The organism is Micrococcus endophyticus, from assembly GCF_014205115.1.
Taxonomy (GTDB): Bacteria; Actinomycetota; Actinomycetes; order Actinomycetales; family Micrococcaceae; genus Micrococcus; species Micrococcus endophyticus.
The window spans coordinates 1,692,988-1,719,880 of sequence record NZ_JACHMW010000001.1; the positions used below are offsets into that span (position 1 = coordinate 1,692,988).

The following is a 26,893-nucleotide window of genomic DNA, read 5'->3' on the forward strand; positions in this document are numbered from 1 at the left end:
GCCGAAGGAGCCCCATGCCCCGCCCGCAGTCCGCCCGCTTGGAGGACCCCCGCCCGCTGCCCGCGCGCCGCGCCCTCGCGGCGGCCGCCCTGTCCGCCGCCGCCCTCGCGGGCGCGGCCGCCCCGGCCCTCGCTCTGCCGGTCGCCGGGATCGCGGCCTCCGCCGTCGTCGCGGCCCCGCAGGCCGCCGCCGTCGAGTGGCAGGACGTCGAGCTCGTGGACGAGGCCGGCGTCGTGGATCCGGAGCGGCTGCGCCGGGGCCTGGCGGAGGTCGAGTTCCGCGAGCCGACCCGCGTGGCCGTGGTGACCGAGCGCGGCCCGGACCTGTCCGGGCTCGACGACGACCGCGCCTCCCAGGCGTTCAACGGGCGCGTCCTCGAGCGGGCCCGGGCCGAGCACCCGGACTGGCTCAGCGCGGACGGGCAGACGTGGGCGGACGGCCTCGTGATCGTGGCCCTCGACCCGGACAACCGCATGCTCGGGCTCTACGTGGGCGAGGACCGCTCCCTGAGCACGGACCAGCTGCAGGATGTGCGCGAGGACGGCTACGAGGCGGCCCGCGCCGCGAAGTGGACCGACGCCCTCGTGGACGTGACCGCCTCCGCGGCCGAGCTGATCGGCCGCCCGTGGTGGCAGCACCCTGGGCTGTGGATCGGGGCCGGCGCCGTGGGGCTCGTCGGGGCCGGCGCGGGCGCCGCCGAGATGGCCGCCCGCCGGAAGAAGCGGGGCCGGACGCAGGCTGACCTCGAGTCCGCCCGCGGGCACCTGACCGCCGTCACCCTGGAGCTGGACGCGACCGAGGTCAACGCGTCCACGGTGCCGGCGGACTCCCCGCACGCCGCCACCCTGCTCGAGCGGTTCCGGGGCTTCCGCGAGCGCACCCTGGACGCGACCGCGGAGCAGCAGCGGCTCGAGGCCGTCCCGGAGAAGGACCTGCACCGCCGCGAGCACCGCGAGGCGGCCGCGGCCCTGCGCGCGCAGACCGCCGAGCTGGACGGGCTCGACGACGCCATCGGCGCCGCCAACGCCCTCCTGAACCGGCACCCCGGGTGGCCCGCGGCGTGGGACCTGCAGACGGCCCCGCTGCGCGAGGACCTGGAGGCCGTGGCCGAGCTGCGCGACGCCGTGACGGACACCCCGTCCGTCCAGGCCGCCGTCGCCGCCCTGGAGTCCTTCCGCGCCGAGGCGTCCGGCCGGCTCGATGCGCTCGGCGGCGACCTCGAGGCCGAGCGCGTCACGCCCGCCGCCGCCCTGGACGAGCTGGACGGGCTGCGCGGGCGCCTCACCTCGCTGGTGGGCTCGGTGGCCGAGGCGGAGATCACCGCGTTCAGCGACGACGACGAGGAGCGGCGGATCCTGCGCGAGAAGCTGCGCTCCCGGCGGGGCACGCATCGGGCGGCGCGCGGCTCGATCCTGGACTCCACGCTGCCCTCGGACGCCTACTGGACGGTGGTGGCGTTCAACGCCGGGCACCGCGCCGGCGAGCGGTCCGTCCAGGAGCGCCGCGAGGCGGCGTCGAGCTCGTCCTCCTCGGGCACCGGCTACGGCTCCTCGGGCGGCTCGTTCTCCGGGACCGGCTCCTCGGGTCGGTTCTGAGGCGGCCGCGCTCGGGCGCCCGGGCCTAGCCTTCCCGTCAATTTTGTGCAAACTTGAAGGACTATGAGCGCCGCTGAGAACCCCGCCCCCCGCAAGGACCCCCTCGCCTTCTACCTCGACAAGGCCGTGCCCGACGCCTGGAAGGCCGTCGGCGGCCTGGCCTCCGCCGTCCGGACCGCCGCCGAGGAGGCCGGCCTGGACCGCCAGCTCGTCGAGCTCGTGAACCTGCGGGTCTCGCAGATCAACGGCTGCGGGTTCTGCCTGGACTTGCACGCCCGCGAGGGCGCCAAGGCCGGGCTCAGCGCCCAGCGGATGGCCCTGCTGCCCGCCTGGCGCGAGGCCGAGGCCGTGTACTCGGAGCAGGAGCGGGCCGCGCTCGATCTCGCCGAGGCCGTCACGGAGCTCCCCGAGCAGGAGCAGCTCCACTACGTGCAGGCCTCCACCGCCGCCGCGCTCACGGACGCCCAGTACGCGGCCGTCCAGTGGGCCGCGATGGCGATGAACCTGACCAACCGGATCTCGATCCTCTCCCACCACCCCGTGCGTCGGCGCGAGGACTGAAGGAGGCTCCCGCCATGAGCAACACCGAGCGCGACCCGAAGGAACAGGTCTGCGAGAACGGCCCCGGGGCCGCCCCCACCGGGCAGGAGGAGTCCCTGCGCGAGGCCCGCTTCACCGACGGACTGAGCTCCGGCGTGGCGGAGGCCGCCGGGGACGCGGGCGCCGTCGTCGAGATCCTGGAGCCGCGCGAGGTGCCCCTGGGCGGGCCCCGCGCCATGCCGGTGCAGCGCACGCTGCCCCAGCGCGCCCGCAGCCTGATCGGCGCGTGGTGCTTCCTGGACTTCTACGGCCCGGACGACGTCTCCGCCACCGGCGGCATGGACGTCCCGCGCCACCCGCACACGGGCCTGGCCACGGTCTCCTGGCTGTTCGAGGGGCGCATCGACCACGCGGACTCCGCCGGCAACTGGGCCACCGTGCGCCCCGGCGAGGTGAACCTCATGAATGCCGGCACCGGCATCACGCACACCGAGTACTCCACCGACGACACCTCGGAGCTGCACGGCGCGCAGCTCTGGTACGCCCTGCCGGACGCCCACCGCTTCTCGGCACCGGCGCTGCACTCGCACCGCCCGGAGCCCGTGGCGGGCGAGGGCTGGACGGCCCGCGTGTTCCTCGGCGACCTGCTGGGCGACTCCTCGCCGGTCCCCACCTACATCCCCCTCACCGGCGCGGAGCTGCGACTCGAGCCCGGGGCCACCGCCCGCATCGCCGTGCCGCAGGACCACGAGCACGGCCTTCTCGCCGTCTCCGGCGCCGTGACGCTGCAGGGCGCCGAGGTGCCGGCCGCCCACCTGGGCTACGTCGGGACCGGGACCGCCGAGCTGACCGTGACCGCCGGCGAGGAGCCGGTGATCGCCCTGCTGATCGGCGGCGAGCCGCTCGGCGAGCAGATCATCATGTGGTGGAACTTCGTGGGCCGCTCCCACGAGGAGGTCGTGCGCTGGCGGTCCGCCTACCAGCAGGAGATGGGCTTCGAGGCCCCTGAGGACGACTCCCCGCTCGCCTCCGCGGCTGCCCGTGCGCTCCGCGGCGACGACGACGGCGCCCTCGGCTCCCCCGTCCAGGGCGCGCTGCTCGACGCCCTCGTGGGCACCGCGTACGACGACGGCCGCGCCTTCCCCCAGTTCGGCGACTTCCCGCCGGACCCGAAGCCCCCGATCCCGGCCCCGCCGCTGCCGAACACCCGCATGCGCCCGCGCGGCTGACCCCGCACCCCCTCCCCCAGCACGTCCGTGCGGGAAACGGGAGCCTCCCGCCCCGCCGCCCCCAGAAAGGACCCACCATGACCGAGAACACCCCCACCCTGGACGCCCCCCAGGTCCGCAGGGTCGGCGAGAAGTACGAGATCGTCGTCGACGGCGACGGCACCGTGGCCGGCTACACCCTCGCCATCGACTACGAGGGCGCCGACGGCGTCGCCCAGCGGATCTTCCCGCACACCAAGATGGCCGAGGAGTACGGCGGCCGGGGCCTGGCCTCGGTGCTCGTGCGCGAGGCCCTAAAGGACTCCGTGGCGGCGGGCTTCCGGATCGTCCCGGTGTGCCCGTACGTGAAGCAGTGGACGCAGAAGCACGACGACGTGGCCGGCGACGTCGACCAGCCCCGCCCGGAGCACCTGCAGTTCCTCGAGGAGCACGCCCGCCGGCGCCGCGAGGGCTGAGGCTCCCGCTCCCCCCGGGCGGCCCCGGACGTCACGGCGCCCCGGGCCGCCCGTCGTCGTCGGCAGCCGGCGCCGCGCCCGGACCGGGGGCGGCAGCTGCGTCGGGGACCCATTCGAGGAGGTCGCCCGGCTGGCACCCCAGGACCTCGCACATCCGCTCGAGGGTGCTGAGCCGCACGGCCTTGGCGCGCCCGTTCTTCAGCACGGCGACGTTGGCCGGGGTGATGCCCACCCGCTCGGCGAACTCGCCCACGGGCATCTTGCGGCGGGCGAGCTCGACGTCGATGCGCACGACGATGGCCATCAGATGACCGCGTCCATCTCGTCGCGCAGCGCGGTGGCCCGGGTGAGGAGGCTCCGCATCACCCCCATGAGCAGCGCCAGGCCCAGGCCGGCCGCCGTGCCGACCAGGAGCATGAGGCTCCACAGGGGCGGGCCGCTCACGGCGGTCGCCTGGTAGGCGATCGTGGCCGCGCAGGTGAGCCCGCCGCCCACGAACGCCGCAATGATGGCGTCCACCCAGGGCAGGGCGCGCGCCGTGAAGATGCGGTCGGTGCGAGTGAGGGCGAGCAGGCGGATGGTGCCGACCAGGCCCACCTGGACGAAGGCCAGGCCGACGATCGCCAGGGCCGTGACGGGCCACCGCATGAACGCCTCCGCCGGCAGGTCGCGCGCGACTTCTCCGCCCAGCCACGGCAGGCCGATCACCTGGAGGAAGAGGATCAGCAGCACGGCCAGGACGAGCAGTCCCTGGAGCACCCAGGTGGCGAGTCGATGTCTCATGGCTCGAGTGTCGAACGGGATCGATCGAACGTCAATAGATTTCTCTTGCCTCGGAGACGAACGGCTCCGGACACGGCGAAGCCCCCGCTCGAGTGAGCGGGGGCTTCTGCTGGTCGGGGTGACAGGATTTGAACCTGCGGCCTCGTCGTCCCGAACGACGCGCGCTACCAAGCTGCGCCACACCCCGTTGGAGGTCTCAGACCTGAATCCAACAGAGAGCGACTATACCAGCCTGCGAGGGCACTGCCAAACCGGGAAGAGAGGGCAGAATCGCAGGCAGGAGTGCCCACCGGGCACGGGAACGGAGAGAGGTGCGGCGATGGCCTGGTGGCCGTTCAGAGGCCCGTCCCGGGCATCCCGTGACGACGACGCCTCGACCGCAGGACGAGCGTCGCTGGAAGCTGCCGTGCACTCACTGCGGACGCTGATGACCGCGGAACGCCACCGGCTGCGTCCGGACAGCAGAGACCTGGCGTGGACGATCACCGAGCGGGCGGCCGAGTACTGCCCCGCGTGGGACCGTGTGAGCGCCCAGCGTCCGGCCGAGGCCCAGGAACTGTTCCTGCTCCTCTCCCACCGCCTGGAGCCCGCCCTGCGGGATTTCCTGGACCTGCCAGACTCCCAGAAGCCCCGCCATGCCGACGAGCTCCACAGGCAGCTCTCCGAGCTGCGGGCCGATGCTCAACGATTGGAGCGCCGGCTCACGCGAGCCCTGTCCTCCCGTCTGCAGGCCCGTGGCGAGCTCTGACACCCGGCCCGCCACGACCCCAGTCCGGCAGCCGAGGTGGGGCACCGGCCCCTGGAAACACGGAAGGCCCCGCACCACAGGGCACCTGACGCCGCGACGGCGAAAGAGCCCGGGAATGCAAGAAGGGCCCCGCACCAAAGTGCAGGGCCCTCCCCAAAGAATGTCCGGCGGCGACCTACTCTCCCACAACCTCCCGGTTGCAGTACCATCGGCGCTGTGGGCCTTAGCTTCCGGGTTCGGAATGGAACCGGGCGTTTCCCCCACGCTATGACCGCCGTAACCCTTCATCCCACCCCACACCCGACAAACACCAGGCATGGTGGGAAACCATCACGGGTCACACAACAGTGACACTATTCAACAATACTCAACCACCCCACCAGGGGCAGCCGGTTGCAATCAGACAACCGCACAGTGGACGCAAGCACCACACCCTCACCACCCGAAGCATGGGCAATGAAAGAAAAAAGTGTGTGTAAGTCATCGGCCTATTAGTACTGGTCAGCTTCACGAGTCTTCAGTCCTCGCTTCCACATCCAGCCTATCAACCCAGTGTTCTAGCTGGGGGCCTCACACCCTCAAAGGGGCAAGGAAATCTCATCTCGAAGCCGGCTTCCCGCTTAGATGCTTTCAGCGGTTATCCATCCCGAACGTAGCTAATCAGCCATGCACCTGGCGGTACAACTGACATACCAGAGGTTCGTCCGTCCCGGTCCTCTCGTACTAAGGACAGACCTTCTCAAATTTCCAACGCGCGCAGAGGATAGGGACCGAACTGTCTCACGACGTTCTGAACCCAGCTCGCGTACCGCTTTAATGGGCGAACAGCCCAACCCTTGGGACCTACTCCAGCCCCAGGATGCGACGAGCCGACATCGAGGTGCCAAACCATGCCGTCGATATGGACTCTTGGGCAAGATCAGCCTGTTATCCCCGAGGTACCTTTTATCCGTTGAGCGACGGCCGTTCCACAACGAGCCGCCGGATCACTAGTCCCGACTTTCGTCCCTGCTCGAGCTGTCACTCTCACAGTCAAGCCCCCTTGTGCACTTGCACTCGACACCTGATTGCCAACCAGGCTGAGGGGACCTTTGGGCGCCTCCGTTACATTTTGGGAGGCAACCGCCCCAGTTAAACTACCCATCAGGCACTGTCCCTGACCCGGATCACGGGCCGAAGTTAGATATCCAGAGTGACCAGAGTGGTATTTCAACGATGACTCCACGAACACTGGCGTGCCCGCTTCACAGTCTCCCACCTATCCTACACAAGCCACACCGAACACCAATACCAAACTATAGTAAAGGTCACGGGGTCTTTCCGTCCTTCTGCGCGTAACGAGCATCTTTACTCGTAATGCAATTTCGCCGAGTTCACGGTTGAGACAGCGGGGAAGTCGTTACTCCATTCGTGCAGGTCGGAACTTACCCGACAAGGAATTTCGCTACCTTAGGATGGTTATAGTTACCACCGCCGTTTACTGGGGCTTAAATTCTCCGCTTCGCCGAAGCTAACGGGTCCTCTTAACCTTCCAGCACCGGGCAGGAGTCAGTCCATATACATCGTCTTACGACTTCGCATGGACCTGTGTTTTTGATAAACAGTCGCTTCCCCCTGGTCTCTGCGGCCCCGATCCCCTCACACCAGCACGTGGTGCTCAAGGTTGGGGCCCCCCTTCTCCCGAAGTTACGGGGGCATTTTGCCGAGTTCCTTAACCATGATTCTCTCGATCGCCTTAGTATTCTCTACCTGACCACCTGTGTCGGTTTAGGGTACGGGCAGTTTGAACCTCGCGCCGATGCTTTTCTTGGCAGCATAGGATCACCGGATCACCCACCACGTGGGCGCCCATCAGGTCTCAAGCACATAGCCGGCGGATTTACCTACCGGCAGCCCTACACCCTTAGACCAGGTCGATTCCATTGCCTGGCCCGGCTACCTTCCTGCGTCACACCTGTTAATGCGCTTGCCTCCCCGGTTCAGGTCCCGCGCTCCCCACCACCGACCCCGTCAAAGACGGGGTTCGGGATGGTTCGGGCGGTTAGTATCACCGGCTCAGCAGGGACGGTTCTTCACTGGTACGGGAATATCAACCCGTTGTCCATCGACTACGCCTGTCGGCCTCGCCTTAGGTCCCGACTTACCCAGGGCAGATTAGCTTGACCCTGGAACCCTTAGTCATCCGGCGGACGGGTTTCTCACCCGTCTTTCGCTACTCATGCCTGCATTCTCACTCGTCCACAATCCACCAGAAGTTACCCGCTGGCTTCACCTCGTGAACGACGCTCCCCTACCCATCCAGCAAAACTGAATGCCACGGTTTCGGCGGTGTACTTGAGCCCCGCTACATTGTCGGCGCGGAATCACTTGACCAGTGAGCTATTACGCACTCTTTCAAGGGTGGCTGCTTCTAAGCCAACCTCCTGGTTGTCTCAGCAACTCCACATCCTTTCCCACTTAGCACACGCTTAGGGGCCTTAACCGGTGGTCTGGGCTGTTTCCCTCTCGACTATGAAGCTTATCCCCCACAGTCTCACTGCCACGCTCTCACTTCCCGGCATTCGGAGTTTGGCTGAAGTCAGTAACCTTGTAGGGCCCATCGTCCATCCAGTAGCTCTACCTCCGGGAAGAAACACGTGACGCTGCACCTAAATGCATTTCGGGGAGAACCAGCTATCACGGAGTTTGATTGGCCTTTCACCCCTACCCACAGCTCATCCCCTCCATTTTCAACTGAAGTGGGTTCGGTCCTCCACGCGCTCTTACACGCGCTTCAACCTGGCCATGGGTAGATCACTCCGCTTCGGGTCTAGGACACGCGACTCAATCGCCCTATTCAGACTCGCTTTCGCTACGGCTTCCCCACACGGGTTAACCTCGCCACGTATCACTAACTCGCAGGCTCATTCTTCAAAAGGCACGCTGTCACCCCAACAAGGAGGCTCCAACGGTTTGTAGGCACATGGTTTCAGGTACTATTTCACTCCCCTCCCGGGGTACTTTTCACCATTCCCTCACGGTACTGATCCGCTATCGGTCAACAGGTAGTATTCAGGCTTACCAGGTGGTCCTGGCAGATTCACACGGGATTCCTCGGGCCCCGTGCTACTCGGGCGACCCTCCAACAGCGGCGGAACACATTTCGACTACGGGACTCTCACCCTCTACGGTCCAGCATCCACACTGGTTCGTCTATATGCCCGCACCTCACTGCGCCATGCCGGCAGACATGACAAGGAGGGGCCCACAACACCGCACATGCAACCCCTGCCGGGTATCACACACATACGGTTTAGCCCCATCCGCGTTCGCTCGCCACTACTAACGGAATCACTTTTGTTTTCTCTTCCTGTGGGTACTGAGATGTTTCACTTCCCCACGTTCCCTCCAACCGGTCTATGTGTTCAACCGGTGGTCACACGACACGTCGTGCGGGGTTTCCCCATTCGGAAATCCTGGTCTCAACGTCCGGTTATCGACTCCACCAGGCTTATCGCAGATTCCCACGTCCTTCTTCGGCTCCTGTTGCCAAGGCATCCACCATGCGCCCTTAGAAACTTCCACACACAATGAAAGTCCTCAAATGAGCAAAAATATAACTAAGATGTCATTCTCGGCGTCACCACACCTCACACACCACCCCAGGGGGAACAGTGCGATCAACGATGCAGCAACAATAAAAATAAGATGCTCGCGTCCACTATGCAGTTCTCAAACAACAACCCACACCCCATCCACCCACCCACAAGGTGCAGCTTCACAAGGCGCGGAGACCAGAAACAACAACCCCACCCCCACGGGCAGGGCGCCTGCTGTTCCAGGACCCAACAGTGTGCCAACACCAGCTCGCAGCCACCAACACCACCCATTCCAACCCAACCCCCAAAGAGGTTCGGCGTACTCGAGCACTGCCGGCGCCACCACTGGCACCATTCATCGATGTTCCACCCATGAGCAACCCGCCATCACACACTCGGTGATGCAACGGGCACTTAATGCTCCTTAGAAAGGAGGTGATCCAGCCGCACCTTCCGGTACGGCTACCTTGTTACGACTTAGTCCCAATCGCTGGTCCCACCTTCGACAGCTCCCCCCACAAGGGTTAGGCCACCGGCTTCGGGTGTTACCGACTTTCGTGACTTGACGGGCGGTGTGTACAAGGCCCGGGAACGTATTCACCGCAGCGTTGCTGATCTGCGATTACTAGCGACTCCGACTTCATGGGGTCGAGTTGCAGACCCCAATCCGAACTGAGACCGGCTTTTTGGGATTAGCTCCACCTCACAGTATCGCAACCCATTGTACCGGCCATTGTAGCATGCGTGAAGCCCAAGACATAAGGGGCATGATGATTTGACGTCGTCCCCACCTTCCTCCGAGTTGACCCCGGCAGTCTCCCATGAGTCCCCACCATTACGTGCTGGCAACATGGAACGAGGGTTGCGCTCGTTGCGGGACTTAACCCAACATCTCACGACACGAGCTGACGACAACCATGCACCACCTGTGATCCCGCCCCAAAGGGGAAACCGTATCTCTACGGCGATCGAGAACATGTCAAGCCTTGGTAAGGTTCTTCGCGTTGCATCGAATTAATCCGCATGCTCCGCCGCTTGTGCGGGCCCCCGTCAATTCCTTTGAGTTTTAGCCTTGCGGCCGTACTCCCCAGGCGGGGCACTTAATGCGTTAGCTGCGGCGCGGAAACCGTGGAATGGTCCCCACACCTAGTGCCCAACGTTTACGGCATGGACTACCAGGGTATCTAATCCTGTTCGCTCCCCATGCTTTCGCTCCTCAGCGTCAGTTACAGCCCAGAGACCTGCCTTCGCCATCGGTGTTCCTCCTGATATCTGCGCATTCCACCGCTACACCAGGAATTCCAGTCTCCCCTACTGCACTCTAGTCTGCCCGTACCCACCGCAGATCCGGGGTTAAGCCCCGGACTTTCACGACAGACGCGACAAACCGCCTACGAGCTCTTTACGCCCAATAATTCCGGATAACGCTCGCACCCTACGTATTACCGCGGCTGCTGGCACGTAGTTAGCCGGTGCTTCTTCTGCAGGTACCGTCACTTTCGCTTCTTCCCTACTGAAAGAGGTTTACAACCCGAAGGCCGTCATCCCTCACGCGGCGTCGCTGCATCAGGCTTTCGCCCATTGTGCAATATTCCCCACTGCTGCCTCCCGTAGGAGTCTGGGCCGTGTCTCAGTCCCAGTGTGGCCGGTCACCCTCTCAGGCCGGCTACCCGTCGTCGCCTTGGTGAGCCATTACCTCACCAACAAGCTGATAGGCCGCGAGTCCATCCATGACCGATAAATCTTTCCAACACCCACCATGCGGTGGACGTTCCTATCCGGTATTAGACCCAGTTTCCCAGGCTTATCCCAGAGTCAAGGGCAGGTTACTCACGTGTTACTCACCCGTTCGCCACTAATCCACCCAGCAAGCTGGGCTTCATCGTTCGACTTGCATGTGTTAAGCACGCCGCCAGCGTTCATCCTGAGCCAGGATCAAACTCTCCGTAAAAAAATTACAGAACAACATCACAGCAGCCGGAAATAACCACCATGACATCAATTCAATACCCGGCAGACCATCACCACACCACGGGGGTGGTGAGCGATGATCAACCAATATGTGTTAAAACAATTGGCATCAACAAACTTGGCACACTATTGAGTTCTCAAACAACAGGCGCTTCCAGCTTCAGCGACCCGCTCCGCGGGCCGTTTCGCTCTGGAGCAACTTCTCCATCCTAGACCATCCGCTGCGACCATGTCAACCCCGCGTCACCGCCAGGCTGCACATTCACCGGTCCACACACGTGGAAGGCCTTGAGAACCCTACCACGCGATCACCAGTGACTCGCACCAGATCATCTTCTTCAGGAGTACCAGCCAGCATCACTGCCGGCCGCGTGCCCGGTGAACACCGTCCGCCCTGGACCTGCCATTCTCGGCATGAATCCGCGGATCTCGTGTTCCTCACCGCACCTCCCGGAGACCCGGTCGGCGTCGTGAGCACGAGAAGGAACTCTACCCCTGCCCCGCGCGGAACACCAAATCGGGGTCCGCCCCCACCGCGAAGGCCCCCTCCCCCGCGGAAACACGCGGCGGGCTGCTCTTCGACCTGTAAGGGGTCGCGCCGGCTGGCAAGCGTCAGGAGGTCGGTTCGTCGTCAGGACGCAGCGTGCGCTGGGGCCTGCTCGTGGCTGCGGGCAGCTTCCGTTCCTCCGGAGCACGGCGGCCGAGCCACTTGCGCAGGCGAGTGATGTTCCACCGGTGCGCCCACCCCCGTCGTGGCCGGCTCGGCTGCGCCGACAGACTCCTGGAGGGGCTGCGCGTGGATGAGTTCCGTCTCGGAGAGTCCGTTCACGGTCATGGTCATGCGGTTCTGGCATGAGTCGCCAACGGCGCCCTCCTCGGGCGCGACCCGGCGGTGCCGACGGCCTCCGAGTGCGCTATATGTCCTGCTCGGGGACGTTGATCGATCGGGAGAAGGGTGGCCGGTTCCCGCACGCGGTGTGTGGACGGTGTTGGTTGCGGCAATGCAGCCACCCGTCCAGCTCACCGCGACGCTCGGCCTCGGACGTGTAGCAGCGGGCGTAGGCCCAGCCATCAGTCTCAGTGCGGTGGAAACGCTCCACCTTCCGTTGGTCTGGGGCCGATACGGGCAGGTGCGCTGGTGTCGGGTCCCCAGCTCGTCGCAGGTGTCGCGCCACAGGTGTGAGCGGCAGGCGCCGCCGGTGTCGGACAGGATCCGTTCGACGGCGACGCCTCGGGCGGTGAACCAGCCGACCGCCCGGACCAGCACGGCGGTGGCGGCGAGAGTCGTTTCGTCGTCGGGGATGTTGCCGAGCTTCTTCGCATCGACGTGGAGCGTGGCGCCGGGGTGGTCGTGTTCGTCACGCCCGACGGGTCGCCGATGGCGCGGGGTGAGCGCAGCGTTCGCGTGACTCACAGGCCGTCCCAGTGTGCAACGCCGGCGATGCCCACGACGGTGCAGCCTCCTTCCGCAACGAGGGCCGAGTCCCACGCCATATCCACGTCGAAGTGACCCACGTCGAGCTGGTCGAGATCGACCCCCACGCCGAGGAGCTGTTCGCGGGCGCGCGCTCGACCCCTGACATGGCGGGATCACCGCGGGTCTTGTCGGACGAATCGCTGCAGTCCCCGCGAATCGCCGCCTGCAGTCCTCGGGTCAGTCGCGGGCATGGACAGCGGCCTGCAGGGTGGTGGATCCGTCCGGGCTGATGATCTGGCGGTACACGCCCCCGCTGGCCAAGCCCCTCTTCTCCAGCTCCGCGTCGATGAGCACCCACGCGTCGGCGACGCTCGACGGCGGCGTCGGGAAGGTCACGGTTGCACCCTGGGGCGCCAGTGGGGCGCTGACCGGCTGGAGACCGGGGGTGGTGGCGCCGTCGGCCGTTGCCGCTGTGACGGTGATCTGGTCGGGGGACGTTCCGTCGAACAGCAGGATCAGGTCGCCCTGGTCGTGCGGAACGAGGTCGCGCAGCCGGGCCACGGCGGAGCCGATGTCGGTCTCGTCCAGGACCGTGGTGCTGGCACCTTGCAGGCTGAGCTCGGGCAGCGGTGTGAGAGACAGGTTCATGCTGATCTCCTGGGCCTTCTTCTGGATGGTGTCCACGCGGTGTTGGACCTGTGCCAGACGAGCTGAGGCCTCGGTGATCCGGTCGCGCAGCCTGTCAGCCTGCTGCATGAGGATGCGTTCCAGGCTGGAGTGGGCGATCTGGGGATCGAGCAGCTGCCTGATCTCGCTCAGGCTGAACCCCAGGTCACGCAGCTCTGCAATGGCGCGGATGCGCCCCAGTTGGGTGGCCTTAAATCGCCGATAGCCCGTCACGGGATCGACGAGGGCAGGTGACAGCAGCCCTTCCTGTTCCCAATGGCGCAGCATCCTCCGGGACACCCCTGTCCTGTGCGCGATTTCACCGATGCTCAACATGTCGATCCCCACACAAACCCATCACACCGTGTGAACGTCAACCACTGCGACCCGGCCCACGAGATCAACGTGTCCAGTCAGCACACCTGGAGAGACGAGGGCCTCCGGCTACTCCCGAGACACCTACTGGCTGGCCCAGTCGCCGTGCTGCACCCGCCCCTGCCGGCCCCGGATCGCGTCGGTGCTCAGCATCGGGTGAACGAGGAGCAGGAGCGACAGCCCCGCGGTGTGAAGTCGGCCGGAGGCGGCCCAGCCCACGGTGCGGCGGCGAAGCATGTCGGTGATGAACGCGACGAAGCGGAACCCGGGCGGGATCCTGACTCAGGTGATGCACGCGACCCGCGGTCGATGCGGTCGCTCGGCCTCGAGGCACCGCCCGACGACGTCTGGGCAGGCAGCCGACTCACCTGTCGGCCGCGGTCGGGGGGGCGGCTGACGGCAGGGCCTGGCGCCTTGCGGGCGGCCGCGAAACGCCCTGTGCTTCGTTCCAAGGCAGGGAGGCAGCCGGTGCTGGGTTCTGGTGGCAGGGTGAACTACCTCCGTCTCGGCGGCAGGGCGTCGTCGAGTGCTTCGGGGAGGCACCGCGTGTTCCGCCAGTGCACCCGGCCCTCGCGGCCCCGCCTCGCCCGCGACTCCACGGTTGCCCGAAGCCGCCTGGCAGGGATGACCTCGGCCTTCTAGGGCGTGTCTGATAATGCTTCGAGGGTTTGGCTAAGACCCTGGATCCATTCTCAAACACGCCCTAGATCGGTTCGCATGCCCGCTTATCCCACGCCCGATAGCGTGGAGATCACCATGAGTGAGCCCACCACGACCGAAGAACCAGAACGCACCGCACGCCAGTCCTGGCCCTACGCGGCGTCCGCATTGTCTTATCTGGTGGTTCCCTTCGCCATCGGGACCGTGGCCGAGCCGGCCACCGCCACCGTCCTGCTGATCATCTGGCTCTTCTTGGCCGCGCTCAGCCTGGGCTTCCTGGACGGCCGGGTGTTCCGCCGCACCTGGGCCTTCCCGGTGATCACCGGAGCGTTGTGCTGGCTCGCCTTGCTGCTCTATTCCAATCCCGGGACCTGGGTCTACGCCGTTGGCGTCGTGCTGATCTGCCGGCTGGGCGGCATGATCGGCGGGGCTCGGACGGAACGGGGCTGAGCAGTGGAGGTGTGGACGCTCCACCATCCCGATCTCGGCGTCATCGAGCTCGAGCAGGGGTGCGATGCCGAGTTCCTCGCACGCGACCCGGAGTGGCCGCTGGAGGACTCCTGGGCAGGTGGCGACGACGGGACGCCCGCCGGCGACCGCGAACGCTCACGCGTCGGCGAGCATGCGGGCCCCGACGCCTCCTTCCGGGAACGGTTCACGCGGTGGCGCCAGAATCCCCCGCAGCGCCTCCAGGTGAGAGTTGACGGTCAAGTGCGTGGCCGGTTCAAGGCCACCACGAACGGGGTGCTGCCGCTGAAGGGAGCGCCGGCCGCACTCAAACTCGCGGACGTCACGGGCTCCGTGGCCCGGGAGAAGCCGCACCTGCGGATCCAGGCGTCCTTGTTCGGGGAGCTGCTGCAGGTCGAGTTCCGGGAAGCGGGTGCTGTCGCGGAGTTCGACCCCCCGGCCGGCTCCCGCGGGGAGAGGCGACATCAGGCCATGGAGTCCAGCTCCGTCAAGCGGGTGGCCTACCCGCTGCTTGGCGGCCTCGGGAAAGCCGGCTGGGCGATCCTCCTGCTGGTGGTGATACCGCTGCTCGGTCGGCTCTTGCCCGACTGGGACGTCGAGCTGCCGGCCTTCCGTCCGCCGCGGATCCACCTGCCCGTACCGGTCTGGCCGCGGATCGAGTTGCCGGTGCCGGTGTACCCCCAGATCCACCTGCCGGTCCTTCATGTGGACCTGCCTGCCCTGCCCGCCTGGCTGATCACGGTGCTGGAGTACGACCAGATCTGGAAGCCCATCCTGTTCGGGCTCGGCGTCGGCCTGGTCTCCCTACGCAACCACCGCAGGTCCGAGGCGGAGAAAGCCCGCTGGGTGCAGACCCTGGCCGACACAAAGATGAAAACGGAAGAGAAGTCCGCCCAAAGTTCCTCCCCTCAGAGCACCAGACCCGCACGCCCCTAGGGCCTCGGCCAACTCGTAGCGGTACGAGATCCAGAGCGAGGCCGCCCTACTGGTGGGTTGACCCTCGACGGGCAATCGAGGTGTAGAGGGTCTGCCGGCTCACCCCGAACGCGCGCGCCACCTCGGCCTTCGGGATCCCCATCTCGATCATCACGCGCGCCTGCTCCACGTCGGTGTCCGAGAGCTTCGGGGCCTGGACGTACTTGCCGCGGGCCTTGGCCAACGCGATGCCCTCGGCCTGACGCTCCTTGATCCGCCGGCGCTCGAACTCAGCGAACGCCGCCAGGATGCCCAGCATGAGCCCATCCTGTGACCTTCGCCGGTAAATGGCGGTGTTCTGTCGATGCTCCGTGGCGGCTTTAGTTGGTGGTACCGATGACAAGCGTGGTCTGGCCGTCCGTGGTCGAGAGTCCTGCCGCCGATGCGAGGGCGGCAGTGTCATCGTCAGCAGCTGAGGTGTCCTCGTCGACGTAGCCAGATCTCCAGGGGAATGGTCGTCAGTGGCGGTACCGCGGCGATGATCGAGAGAGCTGTGACCCGCCATGGCCACCGCAGGGTGATGGCGGTGATGAGCGCTATGGCGAGGTTGATGAGGAACATGCCGCCGTGCAGGGCGCCGAAGATGCTGACACCGACGTCGGTTGTGCCCGTCACGTACTTGAGGAGCATCCCGGCGAGCAGACCAGCTCAGGTGAAGGCTTCGAGAAAGGCCGCGACGATGGAGACTCTTGCAACAAGCGGAAGTCCATAACGCTGCTGGGTGCTTGCGCTCATTGGTTCGCCTCGTTGCTCGGGAGTTCGTCTGCGTCCGCGACGGAGCGGGCGAGGTGCTCTGCCAGCGCGGCGCGCAGCTGGTGGGGTAGTGGGATCGCGCCGACGGATTCGCTGAGCCAAAGACCGTCGGCAGCGAGGTAGGCGACCATCTTCTGCAGTGCCCGAGGGTCGGTCGGGTCGATGCTGGCGGGGTCGGGGACCCAGCGAGTGATGACTCGTTTCCACGGCTTGCTGAGCTCGCTGTCGGTGCTCGCTTCGAGCATAAGCAGTAACTCCGCGCCGGTGGCGCCGCGGGCGCTGACTCGGGCATAGGCGGCGAGTCGCTCATCCTGCGATGCCTCATCCGGGTCCTTGCCCAGTGCGTGGATCATCTCCTCGTCCCAGTGCTGGGCTTGATGTTCGTGCAGCGCGAGCATCATGGCGTCCTTCGAGGGGAAGTGGTAGAGCAGCCCGCCTTTGGTGAGTCCGGAGGCTGCGGCGACGGATTCGTACGTGAGCGCCGTGACGCCGTCGGTCTCGACAACGCTGAGGGCGGCCTTGAGGATCGTGTCCCGTTTACTGGTCCGCATGGGCGATCCTTTCTCGGTCAGTGCTCGGAGTGCAGCTGTGACTGGGTGCCAGGCAGGTACCGGCGCAGAAGCACTCCGGTGATGACTGCGCCCACCGCGAGAACGACTGCGACGACCAGCATCACAACGAGGTAGGCGGAATCGAAAGCCGTCGCCGCCGCCTGGAGGATCTCTGCGTCACCCTGCGCAGCAGCCTGTGCCTCAGCGATGCTGTTGCCAGCCGCGTCCGGGGCGCCGTCGGGTAGAACGACGCGTGCGCCGTAGATAGCCGTGAGCAGGCTCCCGAGCACGGACACTGCAATGAGGCTGCCGAACTCGTAGGAGACTTCTTCGATCGAGGCGGCCATGCCTGCTCGGCGCACCGGCACGTTCCCGATAATCGCGGTGGAGGCGACCGCCAAGGCGGCTCCGATACCAGCTCCGGTCAACAGCAGTCCGAGGATCAGCACGCCGAAGGACGACTGGAATCCGATGACCGTCACCACGACGCCGCCGGTGGCGAAGGCGAGACCGCCGGTGATGAGCGCGAGCAGTCCGGTGCGGTGCAGGAACGCGCCCCCCAGGAGCGCTGTCGGCAACGTGCCCACGGCGATCGCGGCGACCAAGAGCCCAGCTTCCAGCGGGCTGAATCCGGCGACCTGCTGGAATCGCTGCGTAGTGACGAGCTGGATGCCCCCGATCGCGAACATCGCGAACGACGCGGCCAGCACTCCGGCAGTGAACGCCGGGTTGCCGAAGATGGAGAACTCCAACAGAGGTTGCTCCATACCTCGCTGACGGCGCACGAACAGCCAGAACCCGATGGCAGCAACGAGCAGCGCAACAATGATGGTCGTTGCCGAGGGCGGCGCGTGGCCGATCTCTTTGATGGCCATCACCGTTCCGACAAGCCCGATCATCACCAAGATCGAGGAGATGGCATCCCATCGCTTCGAGGGATCCGGGTCGTTGGCCGGGCGGATCAGCCAGGTAGCGACCAGCGCCAGCACCACAACGGGCACGTTGATCAAGAACACCGAGCCCCACCAGAAGAACTCAAGGAGTGTGCCGCCAATAATCGAGCCGAGGGCGAACCCGATGACCGACATACTTCCCCAGACCGCGATGGCGAAATTGCGCTCACGCTCGACCGTGAAAGTGGTGCGGATCAGCGCCAGGGTGGCCGGCATCATCGCTGCCGCACCGACAGCGAGCACAGCACGCGCAGCGATCAGGACCTCGGGTGACGGAGCGAACGCTGCCAGCAGGGAAGCCAGTCCGAAGATCACCAGACCGACAACAAACATCCGCGTGTGGCCGATGCGATCCCCCAGGGTTCCGCTGCCCAGCAACAGCCCCGCCATCACCAGGGGGTAGGCATTGATAATCCAGAGGTTCTGTGTGTTCGAAGCCTGCAGTTCCTCAGTCAGCGTCGGCAGGGCCGTGTAGAGAATCGAGTTATCCATGGTGATCAGCAGCAGACCTGCTCCAACCGTCACCAGCAGCGACCAGCGTCGCCTCTTCGTCATCGCGGACATGCGCGTCTTCCTCTCGTCGTGAACGACATAACTGTACCGGATGGATGGTGTAGTTAAGTCGACGGAGGGAGAGACTCACGGCGCGCGCTGTGCATGGCGCGCGGGCGGCGAAGCTTGGAAGGTTTTAGAGCGAAGGCGCGGCACTTCGATGCAGGCAAAACCGGACGAGCTGGTGCCTCAGTTGGGTACAGTTTTACGAGACATCCGACGGTAGGTGCGACGGGAACCCACGTCCTGCGTGCACGTTCTCTCGGGGCTGTCTTGCGAAGTCGTCTCGACGGAGAATGCCTCACAGGGGTGCGGTCTATGGGCTTGTGAGTCATGCTGAGCGTATGAGGCTTCTGGGATATACGCGGGTGAGCACGGCGACGCAGGATGCGCAGCTGCAAGTCGATGCGCTGGTGGAGGCCGGGGTGCAAGAACGGGACGTGTTCTCCGATGTGACCTCGGGTAGCCGGGTCGCGATCGAGCGGCCGGGGATGAAGCGGCTGCTGGACTACGCCCAGGACGGTGACACGGTGGTGGTCTGGCGCATCGACCGGCTCGGCCGGTCCCTCATCGATGTCCTGAACACGGTCACGCTGCTGCGCGGCCAGGGCATGAAGATCCGATCGGTCTCCGACGGGATCGACCCGGAGACGACGTCGGGCCGGATGATGCTGGGCATGCTCGCCACCCTGGCCGAGTACGAGCGCGAGCTGATCACCGAACGGGTCAATGCCGGGATCGCCGCGGCGAAGCAGAATGGCACCCGCTTTGGCCGGCCTCCGGTCGACCCGGCTGTGATCGCGGAGAAGCTCGAGATCGCGGGCGATGCCCGCGCGAAGGGCCGTACCGCCGAGGATGCCGCTCGACTCGTCGGCTGGTCGCGGGCGACGCTCTATCGCCACCAGCAGGCGGCCCGCGCCCGCGAGGCCGTCGCCGAGCAGGCGTGAAATGGACGGGCCAGCGCGATGGCGCATCCTCCGGCTGCACGTCGAGGACGGTATCCCGCTGAGCGCCCTGGCCCGGGAGACCGGGATCGGGTTGCGCACCTTGGAGCGCTGGCACGCCCGCTACCGTGCCGACGGGTACGCGGGCCTGGAGACAGGACAGCGCTCAGACGCCGGCACCCACCATCTGCCCACGGAGCTCGTGCGGTTGATCGAGGGCCTGGCGCTGAGCAAGCCCCGGCCTGCGATCGCCACGCTCCACCGCAAGGTCACCGGCATCTGCGGTACCCGAGGGTGGCCGGTGCCCTCCTACGGGGTGATCCGCTCGATCGTGGCGGCGCTCGATCCGGGCATGGTCACCCTCGCCCTGGAGGGCGCGGCCTCCTACCGTGACAAGCACGAGCTGGTGCTGCGCCGGCAGGCCGACCGGCCCAACGCGATGTGGCAGAGTGACCACACACTGCTCGACATTCTCGTGGTGGGTACCGACGGCAAGCACGCCCGCCCCTGGCTGACGACGATCCTCGATGACTGCTCCCGCGCGATCTGCGGCTACACCGTCTTCCTCGGTGCGCCGTCCGCGATGAACACCGCCCTGGCGCTGCGGCAGGCGATCTGGCACAAGTCCGACCCGGCCTGGCCGATGTGCGGCCTGCCGGACGTGCTCTACGTCGACCACGGTAGTGACTTCATCAGCCACCACCTCACCCGCACCGCCGTCGACCTGCACATCCGGCTGATCCATTCCACCGTCGCCCGTCCGCAGGGCCGGGGCAAGATCGAACGGTTCTTCGGCACCGTCAACACCGAGCTGCTCGCTGACCTGCCCGGCTACATCACCGAGGGCCACCCCGCTCCGACGCCGAAGCTGTCCCTGGCCGAGCTCGACAGCGCGGTGGAGGAGTTCGTGGCCACCTACAACGACCGGATCCACAGCGAAATCGGCACCTCGCCGCGCATCGCGTGGATCGCCGAGGGCTGGCTGCCGCGCATGCCCGCGAACCTGGAAGACCTCGATGGCCTGCTGCTCACGGTCGCCCAGTCCCGGGTGGTGCGCCGTGATGGCATCCGCTTCCAGGGCCTGCGCTACGTCTCCCCAACGCTGGCCGGCTACGTCGGACGGTCAGTAGTGATCCGCTACGACCCCCGCGACATCACCGAGATCCGCGTGTTCGACCATGACGAGTTCCTCTGCAAGGCAGTCAACCAGGAGCACCACGATCAGAAGATCGGCCTCAAGGAGATTCAGGCTGCCCGCAACGCTCGCCGTCGCGCCCTGCGCCAAGGCATCAATGAACGGATCGCCGTCGTCGCCGCGAACACCACCGAGAAGCCACCGACAGCCGAGCCGCCGGCGCCGCGGCGGAAGTTGAAGGTCTACAAGGAGGACCTGAGGTGAACCAGCGCTTCATCGTCACCAAGGAGCATCGCCGCTTCACCGAGTTCGCCGACGCTGTCCGCCGCGGCCGCACCATCGGTCTGTGCTTCGGACCGGCCGGGGTGGGCAAGACGCTGTCCGCGCGCCGCTACGCCCACTGGGAGAAGGCCTATGACCTGCTGACCTACTGGGGGCCGCGCGCCGACAGCGACGCCAAGGTCTATGCCGCTCTGGCCCGCAGCCGCACCGTGCTCTACACCCCCAGCGTCCTCACCACCCCACGGGTGCTGAAGGACGAGCTCGACCAGGCCCTCGCCCGCACCAGCATCTGCATCGAGCAGCACCTCGAAGCAGTCGGCCAGATCACCCCGGCCCGACGGCACGGCAGGAACTACGTCGAGCTGCTCATCGTCGACGAGTCCGAACGGCTCCGTCCCACCGCGCTGGAGCTGCTGCGCGATCGCTACGACCGCGACAACATCGCGCTGATCCTGATCGGCATGCCCGGGCTGGAGAAGCAGTTCAGCCACTACCCCCAGTTCTACAGCCGTGTCGGCTTCGCCCACCAGTACCGGCCCCTGGGCACGGACGAGCTGCTGTTCGTCCTCCAGCGTCACTGGCGCTCCCTGGGCAAGACCCTCGACTCCGAGGACTTCACCGACGCTCAGGCCATCGCCACCATCACTCGCATCACCCGCGGGAACTTCCGACTGCTAGAGCGGCTCTTCCCGCAGATCGAGCGCGTCATGAGGATCAACGAGCTCGACACCATCACCAACGATGTCATCGAAGCAGCTGCCAGCACTCTCGTCATTGGCACCACCTGAGACCGCCACGGAGCATCGACAGAACCCCGGCATTTACCGGCGAAGGTCACAGTCTCGTGGGCGGGCGGGGTGTGTAAAGGGGTATACCCGACTGGACGGTTTCTCAGGCACACCCTAGAGCGGCATCCCCACCTCGTGGCCTCCTCCCGGCCAGGATGGGCGGCGGGCACCCTCGCGCGACGCATCTCACGAGGCCCGGGTACACGGATCGGTGGGAGTGGGCCGGGCTGGGCGTTATTAGTTCACGAATGCTTCCGCGTGAGCTGCGCGCGCAGGGCTCGGCCAGTGTGGGTCTCCATGGCGGGCAGGTTGGCGGCCGGGCCTTTTGGATGCCGCATGCGACGCATCTGCACGACGCTCACCAGAGGGCGATCTCCGCAAAGGGCAAGGTTAATCAACCAGTGTCACGATGCCGTGGAATGCATACGACCTTGGGGGTCCCGGCGATTCGTCACCATCGTTACCTCATCCTCAGCAAAGAGGCGCATAACTCGAACGAGTACACGAAGCGGGATGAAAGTCAAATGCTGGGTACTGGACCTGTCGGAAGCGACCAGCCATCCAGCCAGTTCGTCCGGGGTGCGCTCGACGCGAGGATCACTCTCGTCTAGGGCCCACCAGTCGCTAAGGGCCAGAGATTCGAGGGTCCATGCGAAGCGCATGATGAGGCTGTGGATGAAGAGGTTACAGACCTCGTTTGCCGTGACCACCACCTCCGCGGGTGCCTCCATGTCGTACATGTCGAGATCTCCAAGGGCATCCCAGACGTCAGGTGCCTTCGCGCCCACCCGCAGGGGGTAACGGACCACTCTTGCCTTTGTCTCCCTTGTTGCTTTGGTGACCTTGGACGGCATCCCGATCAGGCGCCGGACGGCGAAGGCTCCGTTCATGACGTCCCGCTCAACAAGGTAGAGCGCTTCTATCTCCGCCTCATATGAATCCGCGCCATCTAGTTGTGATGTCCAGGGACGTTGTTGCGTGAACAGCTGACAGGCGAAGGCCTGGTCTAGGACCGCAGGGACGCCCAGCCGGGCCCGTTCCAAGCGCTCGGCAGCGTTGGCAAGATCGCGCTTCCACGGCCAAGACTCGTTGAACATGGACACACCATACGAGCCCGCTGGCCGGATTGATCTACCACGGTGGCCCTGTGGGAGGGCGCACTCACGCTGCTGCTAAGGGATCGATCAACGCGTTCGGTCAGTCGACCTGGTGCCCACGAGGCTGTGCCCCCATTTCGACATGGCTGGTGTGCTATAGGGATGGGGTTCACATAAGTGGTCCGTGGAGCTCGGTTACGGTAGAAGCATGGGCGCATGGTGGCAGCTTGAAACAGGGAGCCGGCTGACACCGTTGAACGGCAAGAACACGGTTCCAGATGAGTTGATGCTCCTGGTCACGGACGCGGATCACTTCGTCGATGAGGCCCAAGTTGAAGCGCTGTCCGAGCTCGAGGCCTGCGGACGTGAGGACGGGCCGGTACGAACTGGTACCACCGGGCTCGAGGTAACCATGAGCCTCGAGGTCCGAAGACGCCTTCTGAATCTTGAGGTTGACCCCGTTGGGTGGACATCCTCGCGCGTCCTGACTTTGTTCCCTAACGGTCACTGCGAGTTTCGGCCCATCTGGTGTTTCGGCCATCGTTTGCGGGCAGACCGCGTGAGCGTGCGACGCCTTGGCCACGCCCCGACCCGGCCACCTGGCCGAAATCCCTCGTTAGTGAGCGGACCGAACGACGAGTTTGCGACACTGGGCGCATGAGCGACGGCCCAATCACTCCCCCGCACCCGAAAGTCGGCATGGTGCCCGCGCAGCCTGCGGCCAAGCCCGAGCGCGGCCGGGTGAAACACCCGCGCCTGTGGGGAGTGCTGGGCTGGGCAGCCACCGCCGTGATCCTGGGCCTGATCGTGGCCGCCGTACTCACGATCGTGCTGTGGCTCATGTTCCGAGGCGTATGGCCCTGGGACGACAGCGACAGGCTCAAGGTCAAGGGCATCGACCTGCTGAAGCTCGCCCTGAGCGTCGTGGCCGGCGCAGGCGGTGCGGTCGCGCTGACCATCTCGGTGCTCAAACAGCGCATCCTCGAGCGCGACGCCGAAGGCCAACGGGCCGAGGCTGCGGCCCAAAGAGAGGTCGATGCGGCGTTCCGGTCCCGCTACGGTGAGGCCGCGACTCAGCTCGGCAGTGACCGGGCGGCGGTACAGCTGGCCGGGGTGTACGCGATGGCCAACCTGGCCGACGACTGGCCTGAACAGCGCCAGCAGTGCGTCGACGTGCTGTGCGGGTTTCTCCGCCTCCCCCCACCCGCCGATGAAGGTCTAGGGGCTGCGGACGCGAAGATCCGTACCACCATCGGCGCTGTCCTCCGCGACCATCTACAAGAAGGAGGCGCGTGGTGCGGGCTCGACTTCAACCTCATCGGCGCCTACTTGGTCGACCTGGACCTCATAGGTGCTCGCTTTACCGGCCGGAACACCTGGTTTACCGGGGCGCAGTTCACCGGCGAGCACACCACGTTCGACCTGGCGCGGTTCGCCAGCGAGCACACCTCGTTCGCCGAGGCGCGGTTCACCGGCGAGCACACCTCGTTCGCCGAGGCGCGGTTCACCGGCGAGCACACCACGTTCGCCAAGGCGGAGTTCACCGGCAAAACCACCTCGTTCGGCGAGGCGGAGTTCACCGGCAAAACCACCTCGTTCGGCGGGGCGGAGTTCACCGGCGAGAACACCTGGTTCGCCGGGGCGGAGTTCACCGGCGAGCACACCTGGTTCGCCGGGGCGGAGTTCACCGGCGAGAACACCTGGTTCGGCGGGGCGGAGTTCACCGGCAAAACCACCTCGTTCGCCGGTGCGCAGTTCACCGGCAACCGTGAGCAAGTGTTTAAGGAAGCGGTCGTGCCACAGTATGCCCTAATCGGGGCGCAATTCGCAGTCGAGCCGTAATGGTCGTTTGTGGCGGGCGTCCGGGATGCGACGGGGCGGCGTCGGATGTGCGGCGCGTCGCTCGCCAAATGACTCGCCACAACTGAAGTGCCAGAACTAGGGCGTGTCTGAGAATAGATGCACGAGTCAGCTGAGACCCTGGGGACATGTCCCGGTTCCAGATGCTCTCCGACGCCCAATGGGAGTTGATCGCCCCGATGCTCCCGACCCGGACCGGCCGCGCCGGCAGGCCGTTCGCCGACGCCCGCGCCATGGTGGAGGCGATCATCTACCGGTACCGGTGCGGAATCGCTTGGAGGGATCTGCCCGAGGTCTACGGGCCCTGGCAGACCGTGTGGACCTGGCATCGGCGCCTGGCCGAAAAAGGCACCTGGGACACGGTGCTGGCCACGCTGACCGCCGCCGCTGACGCCGAAGGCCTGATCGATTGGTCGGTCTCGGTGGACTCCACGATCGCCCGCGCCCACCAGCACGCGACGAACATCACCCGCCACACAGGGGGATGGATCGAACTACAAGAATCCGCGTGAGGAGCCGGCCGATCACGGCATCGGGCGCTCCCGTGGCGGGCTGAGCACGAAGATCCATCAGCTCGTCGATGGGACCGGGCTGCCGCTGGTCAGCCTGATCACCCCCCGGCCAGGCAGGGGACTCCCCGATGCTGCTTCCTCTTCTGGAGCAGCTGCGCGTGACCCGGCCAGTAGGGCGGCCCCGGACCCGCCCCGAGGCCGTGCTGGGCGATAAGGCGTACTCCTCCCGGGCGATCCGCACCCACCTACGCGCCCGTGGGATCAAAGCGGTCATCCCCGAACCGGCCGACCAGCAGGGCCACCGCAGACGGCGCGGTGCCCGCGGCGGGCGCCCCGTCAGCCTCGACGCGGACGCCTACAAGGGCCGCAACGTCATCGAGCGTCAGTACGCTCACCTGAAGCAGTGGCGGGGTCTGGCGACCCGGTATGACAAGTACGCGATCATCTACAGGGCCGCTGTGGTCCTGAATGCTGTGCTCGCATGGTCAAAAGGGACTGGTGCACGTGTAGGTGACAGTCGTCTTCACGCCGGGTCTGCGGGCGTGTGGTCCATGATCAACTCGTACTCGACCGGCGTCAATCGGCCCAGGCGCACCTGCCGGCGGCGACGGCGGTAGGTCCGCTCGATCCAGGTGATGATCCCGGCCCGCAGCTCGTCCCGGGTGTCCCAGTCGCGTCGGTCCAGCACGTTCTTCTGCAGCAGCGCGAAGAAGGACTCCATAGCCGCGTTGTCCCCGGCAGCACCGACCTGTCCCATGGACCCGATCAGCCCGTGGGCGGTCAGGGCGTCCTGGAATAGGGCCGAGCGGAATTGCGAGCCGCGGTCCGAGTGCACGATGCACCCGGCCACCACGTCGGTGCCTCCGCGGCGGGCCACGGCCTGCTCGAGCGCGTTCACGGCCAACGAGGCCTGCATCCGGTCGGCCATGGAGTACCCCACGATCCGTCCGGCGTAGAGATCCTTGATCGCGCAGAGGTAGAGCTTGCCCTCACCGGTGGGGTGTTCGGTGATGTCGGTCAACCACAGCCGGTTGGGCTCCTCGGCAGAGAAGTCCCGGCGGACGCGGTCATCGTGCACGGGTGGGCCTGGGCGGGTCCCGTTCTTGCCGCGCTTGGCCCCGAACGCGCAGTGCCACTGGTTCTCGTGGCAGAGCCGCCAGGCGGTACGGGCCGCCATCGGAGCGCCAGCATTCTCGGCCTCGTCGCGCAGCAGCCGGTACCCGAACTCGGGATCGTTCTGGTGGGCGTCGTGGAGGGCGTTGGCCCGATGAGCGGCCTCCACCTCCGCGGTGGTGACAGGGTTCTGGAGCCAGCGGTAGTAGGGCTGGCGGGCGAGCTTGAGGACCCGCAAGGACACCGCGACCGGGATCTGGTCGGCGGCGAGCTCGGACACGAGCGGGTACATCATTTTTTCGGCAGGTTCGCCTGGGAGAGGTAGGCCGCGGCGCGGCGTAGGACTTCGTTCTCCTGCTCGAGGAGCCGGATCCTGCGGCGGGCTGCGCGGAGTTCTTCGGCCTCCGTGGCGGTGGTGCCGGGCTTGTTGCCGGCTTCGATCTCGGCTTGGCGCATCCAATTCGTCAGACAGGAGAAGCTGATCCCGAAGTCCTTCGCGATCTGCTTCAAGTGGGTGCCGGGCTCACGGTTCTGGGCGACGCGGACGACGTCGTCGCGGAACTCTTGGGGGTAGGGGGCGGGCATGGTGCACATCCTTCCCCGCGGTGTGGGAACACCACAGATCGTATGTCACCTACACGCGCATCAGTCCCAAACGATTGTCAGACATGCCCTAGCAGCCGATCGCGCTCTCGGGCGGATCAGTGTCCGAACCGCCGCCCACAGGGCCCGGCTAGTCAGACGTCACGGCAATGGCGAACGCGTCCGAGTGCGCCACGGGAGACATGCCGGCTGCCGCGGCCGACGTGGTGCGTCAGGACCTCCCGGCCACGGCTGGCACCGGCGCGCACGAGGCCGTGTTCCAGTGCGAGCTCACGAGTGCGCGCTCCAGG

The 26,893-nt window shown here is 66.1% G+C and carries 20 protein-coding genes, 1 tRNA gene, 3 rRNA genes and 2 pseudogenes; 12 read left to right on the plus strand and 14 right to left on the minus strand.

Annotation, left to right across the window (positions count from 1 at the left end; translation table 11 throughout):
- Positions 1–14 precede the first annotated feature (14 nt).
- The 4 genes from HDA33_RS07730 to HDA33_RS12900 all read left to right on the plus strand — a co-directional run bounded on the left by HDA33_RS07730 (position 15) and on the right by HDA33_RS12900 (position 3,819).
- Positions 15–1,595 carry a DUF5129 domain-containing protein gene (locus tag HDA33_RS07730; protein ID WP_184172294.1) on the plus strand — a complete coding sequence of 527 codons (1,581 nt, stop codon included), beginning with the start codon at positions 15–17 and terminating at the stop codon, positions 1,593–1,595.
- A gap of 63 nt (positions 1,596–1,658) precedes the next feature.
- The gene (locus HDA33_RS07735) at positions 1,659–2,156 is read left to right on the plus strand and encodes a carboxymuconolactone decarboxylase family protein (protein WP_184172296.1); all 498 of its coding nucleotides are present in this window, start codon (positions 1,659–1,661) and stop codon (positions 2,154–2,156) included.
- 14 nt (positions 2,157–2,170) lie between these two features.
- Positions 2,171–3,364, plus strand: a complete 1,194-nt coding sequence (locus HDA33_RS07740) for a pirin family protein (protein WP_184172298.1) — start codon at positions 2,171–2,173, stop codon at positions 3,362–3,364.
- 77 nt (positions 3,365–3,441) lie between these two features.
- Complete coding sequence (locus HDA33_RS12900; protein WP_184172300.1) at positions 3,442–3,819, plus strand: GNAT family N-acetyltransferase; 378 nt, start codon at positions 3,442–3,444, stop codon at positions 3,817–3,819.
- A gap of 31 nt (positions 3,820–3,850) precedes the next feature.
- Here HDA33_RS12900 and HDA33_RS07750 read toward each other — a convergent pair whose 3' ends face one another.
- The 3 genes from HDA33_RS07750 to HDA33_RS07760 all read right to left on the minus strand — a co-directional run bounded on the left by HDA33_RS07750 (position 3,851) and on the right by HDA33_RS07760 (position 4,789).
- A complete protein-coding gene (locus HDA33_RS07750) occupies positions 3,851–4,123 on the minus strand; it encodes a helix-turn-helix domain-containing protein (protein ID WP_184172302.1) in 273 nt (90 codons plus the stop codon).
- Positions 4,123–4,602, minus strand: a complete 480-nt coding sequence (locus HDA33_RS07755; protein ID WP_158495199.1) for a DUF2975 domain-containing protein — start codon at positions 4,600–4,602, stop codon at positions 4,123–4,125. Before HDA33_RS07755 ends, HDA33_RS07750 begins: the two co-directional genes overlap by 1 nt.
- Before the next feature lie 110 nt (positions 4,603–4,712).
- Positions 4,713–4,789 (minus strand) — tRNA-Pro (locus HDA33_RS07760).
- A gap of 240 nt (positions 4,790–5,029) precedes the next feature.
- On the opposite strand from HDA33_RS07760, the gene HDA33_RS07765 reads away from it, so the two are divergent.
- Positions 5,030–5,350: a hypothetical protein gene (locus HDA33_RS07765; RefSeq protein WP_246416911.1), complete on the plus strand. Its 321-nt coding sequence runs from the start codon at positions 5,030–5,032 to the stop codon at positions 5,348–5,350.
- A gap of 162 nt (positions 5,351–5,512) precedes the next feature.
- Here HDA33_RS07765 and rrf read toward each other — a convergent pair.
- From rrf to HDA33_RS07790, 5 genes and pseudogenes are all read right to left on the minus strand, one after another.
- A 5S ribosomal RNA gene (gene rrf, locus HDA33_RS07770) occupies positions 5,513–5,629 on the minus strand.
- Between the two features lie 192 nt (positions 5,630–5,821).
- Positions 5,822–8,914, minus strand: a 23S ribosomal RNA gene (locus tag HDA33_RS07775).
- Between the two features lie 442 nt (positions 8,915–9,356).
- A 16S ribosomal RNA gene (locus HDA33_RS07780) occupies positions 9,357–10,879 on the minus strand.
- The 16S, 23S and 5S rRNA genes sit together here, the layout of an rRNA operon.
- A 934-nt stretch (positions 10,880–11,813) precedes the next feature.
- A pseudogene (locus HDA33_RS07785) lies at positions 11,814–12,271 on the minus strand (integrase core domain-containing protein); the annotation flags it as partial.
- Positions 12,272–12,553: 282 nt separating this feature from the next.
- On the minus strand, positions 12,554–13,330 hold the full coding sequence (locus HDA33_RS07790; RefSeq protein WP_338104293.1) for a MerR family transcriptional regulator: 777 nt from the start codon (positions 13,328–13,330) through the stop codon (positions 12,554–12,556).
- Positions 13,331–14,113: 783 nt separating this feature from the next.
- Here HDA33_RS07790 and HDA33_RS07795 point away from each other — a divergent pair.
- Both HDA33_RS07795 and HDA33_RS07800 read left to right on the plus strand, forming a co-directional pair.
- Positions 14,114–14,467 carry a hypothetical protein gene (locus HDA33_RS07795; RefSeq protein WP_184172306.1) on the plus strand — a complete coding sequence of 118 codons (354 nt, stop codon included), beginning with the start codon at positions 14,114–14,116 and terminating at the stop codon, positions 14,465–14,467.
- A 9-nt stretch (positions 14,468–14,476) separates the two neighbouring features.
- Positions 14,477–15,421, plus strand: a complete 945-nt coding sequence (locus HDA33_RS07800; protein WP_184172308.1) for a hypothetical protein — start codon at positions 14,477–14,479, stop codon at positions 15,419–15,421.
- A gap of 46 nt (positions 15,422–15,467) precedes the next feature.
- Here HDA33_RS07800 and HDA33_RS13125 read toward each other — a convergent pair whose 3' ends face one another.
- The 4 genes from HDA33_RS13125 to HDA33_RS07820 form a co-directional block, all read right to left on the minus strand.
- Entirely contained in the window at positions 15,468–15,719 is a 252-nt protein-coding gene (locus tag HDA33_RS13125) for a helix-turn-helix domain-containing protein (RefSeq protein ID WP_246416912.1), read from the minus strand.
- A 146-nt stretch (positions 15,720–15,865) separates the two neighbouring features.
- The gene (locus tag HDA33_RS07810) at positions 15,866–16,102 is read right to left on the minus strand and encodes a DUF3817 domain-containing protein (protein ID WP_420826926.1); all 237 of its coding nucleotides are present in this window, start codon (positions 16,100–16,102) and stop codon (positions 15,866–15,868) included.
- Positions 16,103–16,191: 89 nt separating this feature from the next.
- Positions 16,192–16,764: a TetR/AcrR family transcriptional regulator gene (locus tag HDA33_RS07815; protein ID WP_067718726.1), complete on the minus strand. Its 573-nt coding sequence runs from the start codon at positions 16,762–16,764 to the stop codon at positions 16,192–16,194.
- 17 nt (positions 16,765–16,781) lie between these two features.
- Positions 16,782–18,281: an MFS transporter gene (locus tag HDA33_RS07820; RefSeq protein ID WP_184172310.1), complete on the minus strand. Its 1,500-nt coding sequence runs from the start codon at positions 18,279–18,281 to the stop codon at positions 16,782–16,784.
- 332 nt (positions 18,282–18,613) lie between these two features.
- Here HDA33_RS07820 and HDA33_RS07825 point away from each other — a divergent pair, with 332 nt between their 5' ends.
- Genes HDA33_RS07825 through HDA33_RS07835 form a run of 3 tightly spaced genes read left to right on the plus strand, consistent with a single transcriptional unit; the run spans position 18,614 to position 21,418 of the window.
- A complete protein-coding gene (locus tag HDA33_RS07825) occupies positions 18,614–19,216 on the plus strand; it encodes a recombinase family protein (protein WP_184172312.1) in 603 nt (200 codons plus the stop codon).
- A 1-nt stretch (position 19,217) separates the two neighbouring features.
- A complete protein-coding gene (locus HDA33_RS07830) occupies positions 19,218–20,612 on the plus strand; it encodes a Mu transposase C-terminal domain-containing protein (RefSeq protein WP_184172315.1) in 1,395 nt (464 codons plus the stop codon).
- Positions 20,609–21,418 (plus strand): AAA family ATPase, encoded by an 810-nt coding sequence (locus HDA33_RS07835; protein ID WP_184172317.1) that lies wholly within the window; start codon positions 20,609–20,611, stop codon positions 21,416–21,418. The genes HDA33_RS07830 and HDA33_RS07835 overlap by 4 nt, the downstream gene beginning before the upstream one ends.
- A 404-nt stretch (positions 21,419–21,822) precedes the next feature.
- On the opposite strand, the gene HDA33_RS07840 is transcribed toward HDA33_RS07835, so the two are convergent.
- Positions 21,823–22,515, minus strand: a complete 693-nt coding sequence (locus tag HDA33_RS07840) for a hypothetical protein (protein WP_184172319.1) — start codon at positions 22,513–22,515, stop codon at positions 21,823–21,825.
- A 657-nt stretch (positions 22,516–23,172) separates the two neighbouring features.
- Between HDA33_RS07840 and HDA33_RS07845 the strand changes: the two genes are divergently transcribed.
- Both HDA33_RS07845 and HDA33_RS07850 read left to right on the plus strand, forming a co-directional pair.
- Positions 23,173–24,357 carry a pentapeptide repeat-containing protein gene (locus HDA33_RS07845; protein WP_184172321.1) on the plus strand — a complete coding sequence of 395 codons (1,185 nt, stop codon included), beginning with the start codon at positions 23,173–23,175 and terminating at the stop codon, positions 24,355–24,357.
- A gap of 146 nt (positions 24,358–24,503) precedes the next feature.
- A pseudogene (locus tag HDA33_RS07850) lies at positions 24,504–25,378 on the plus strand (IS5 family transposase); the annotation flags it as partial.
- Between the two features lie 32 nt (positions 25,379–25,410).
- Here HDA33_RS07850 and HDA33_RS07855 read toward each other — a convergent pair.
- Positions 25,411–26,585, minus strand: a protein-coding gene (locus HDA33_RS07855; protein ID WP_184172323.1) for an IS3 family transposase whose coding sequence is annotated in 2 segments (ribosomal slippage) — positions 25,411–26,298 and positions 26,301–26,585 — 1,173 coding nt in all. Because the reading frame shifts where the segments join, the coding sequence is not laid out codon by codon here.
- Positions 26,586–26,893 lie beyond the last annotated feature (308 nt).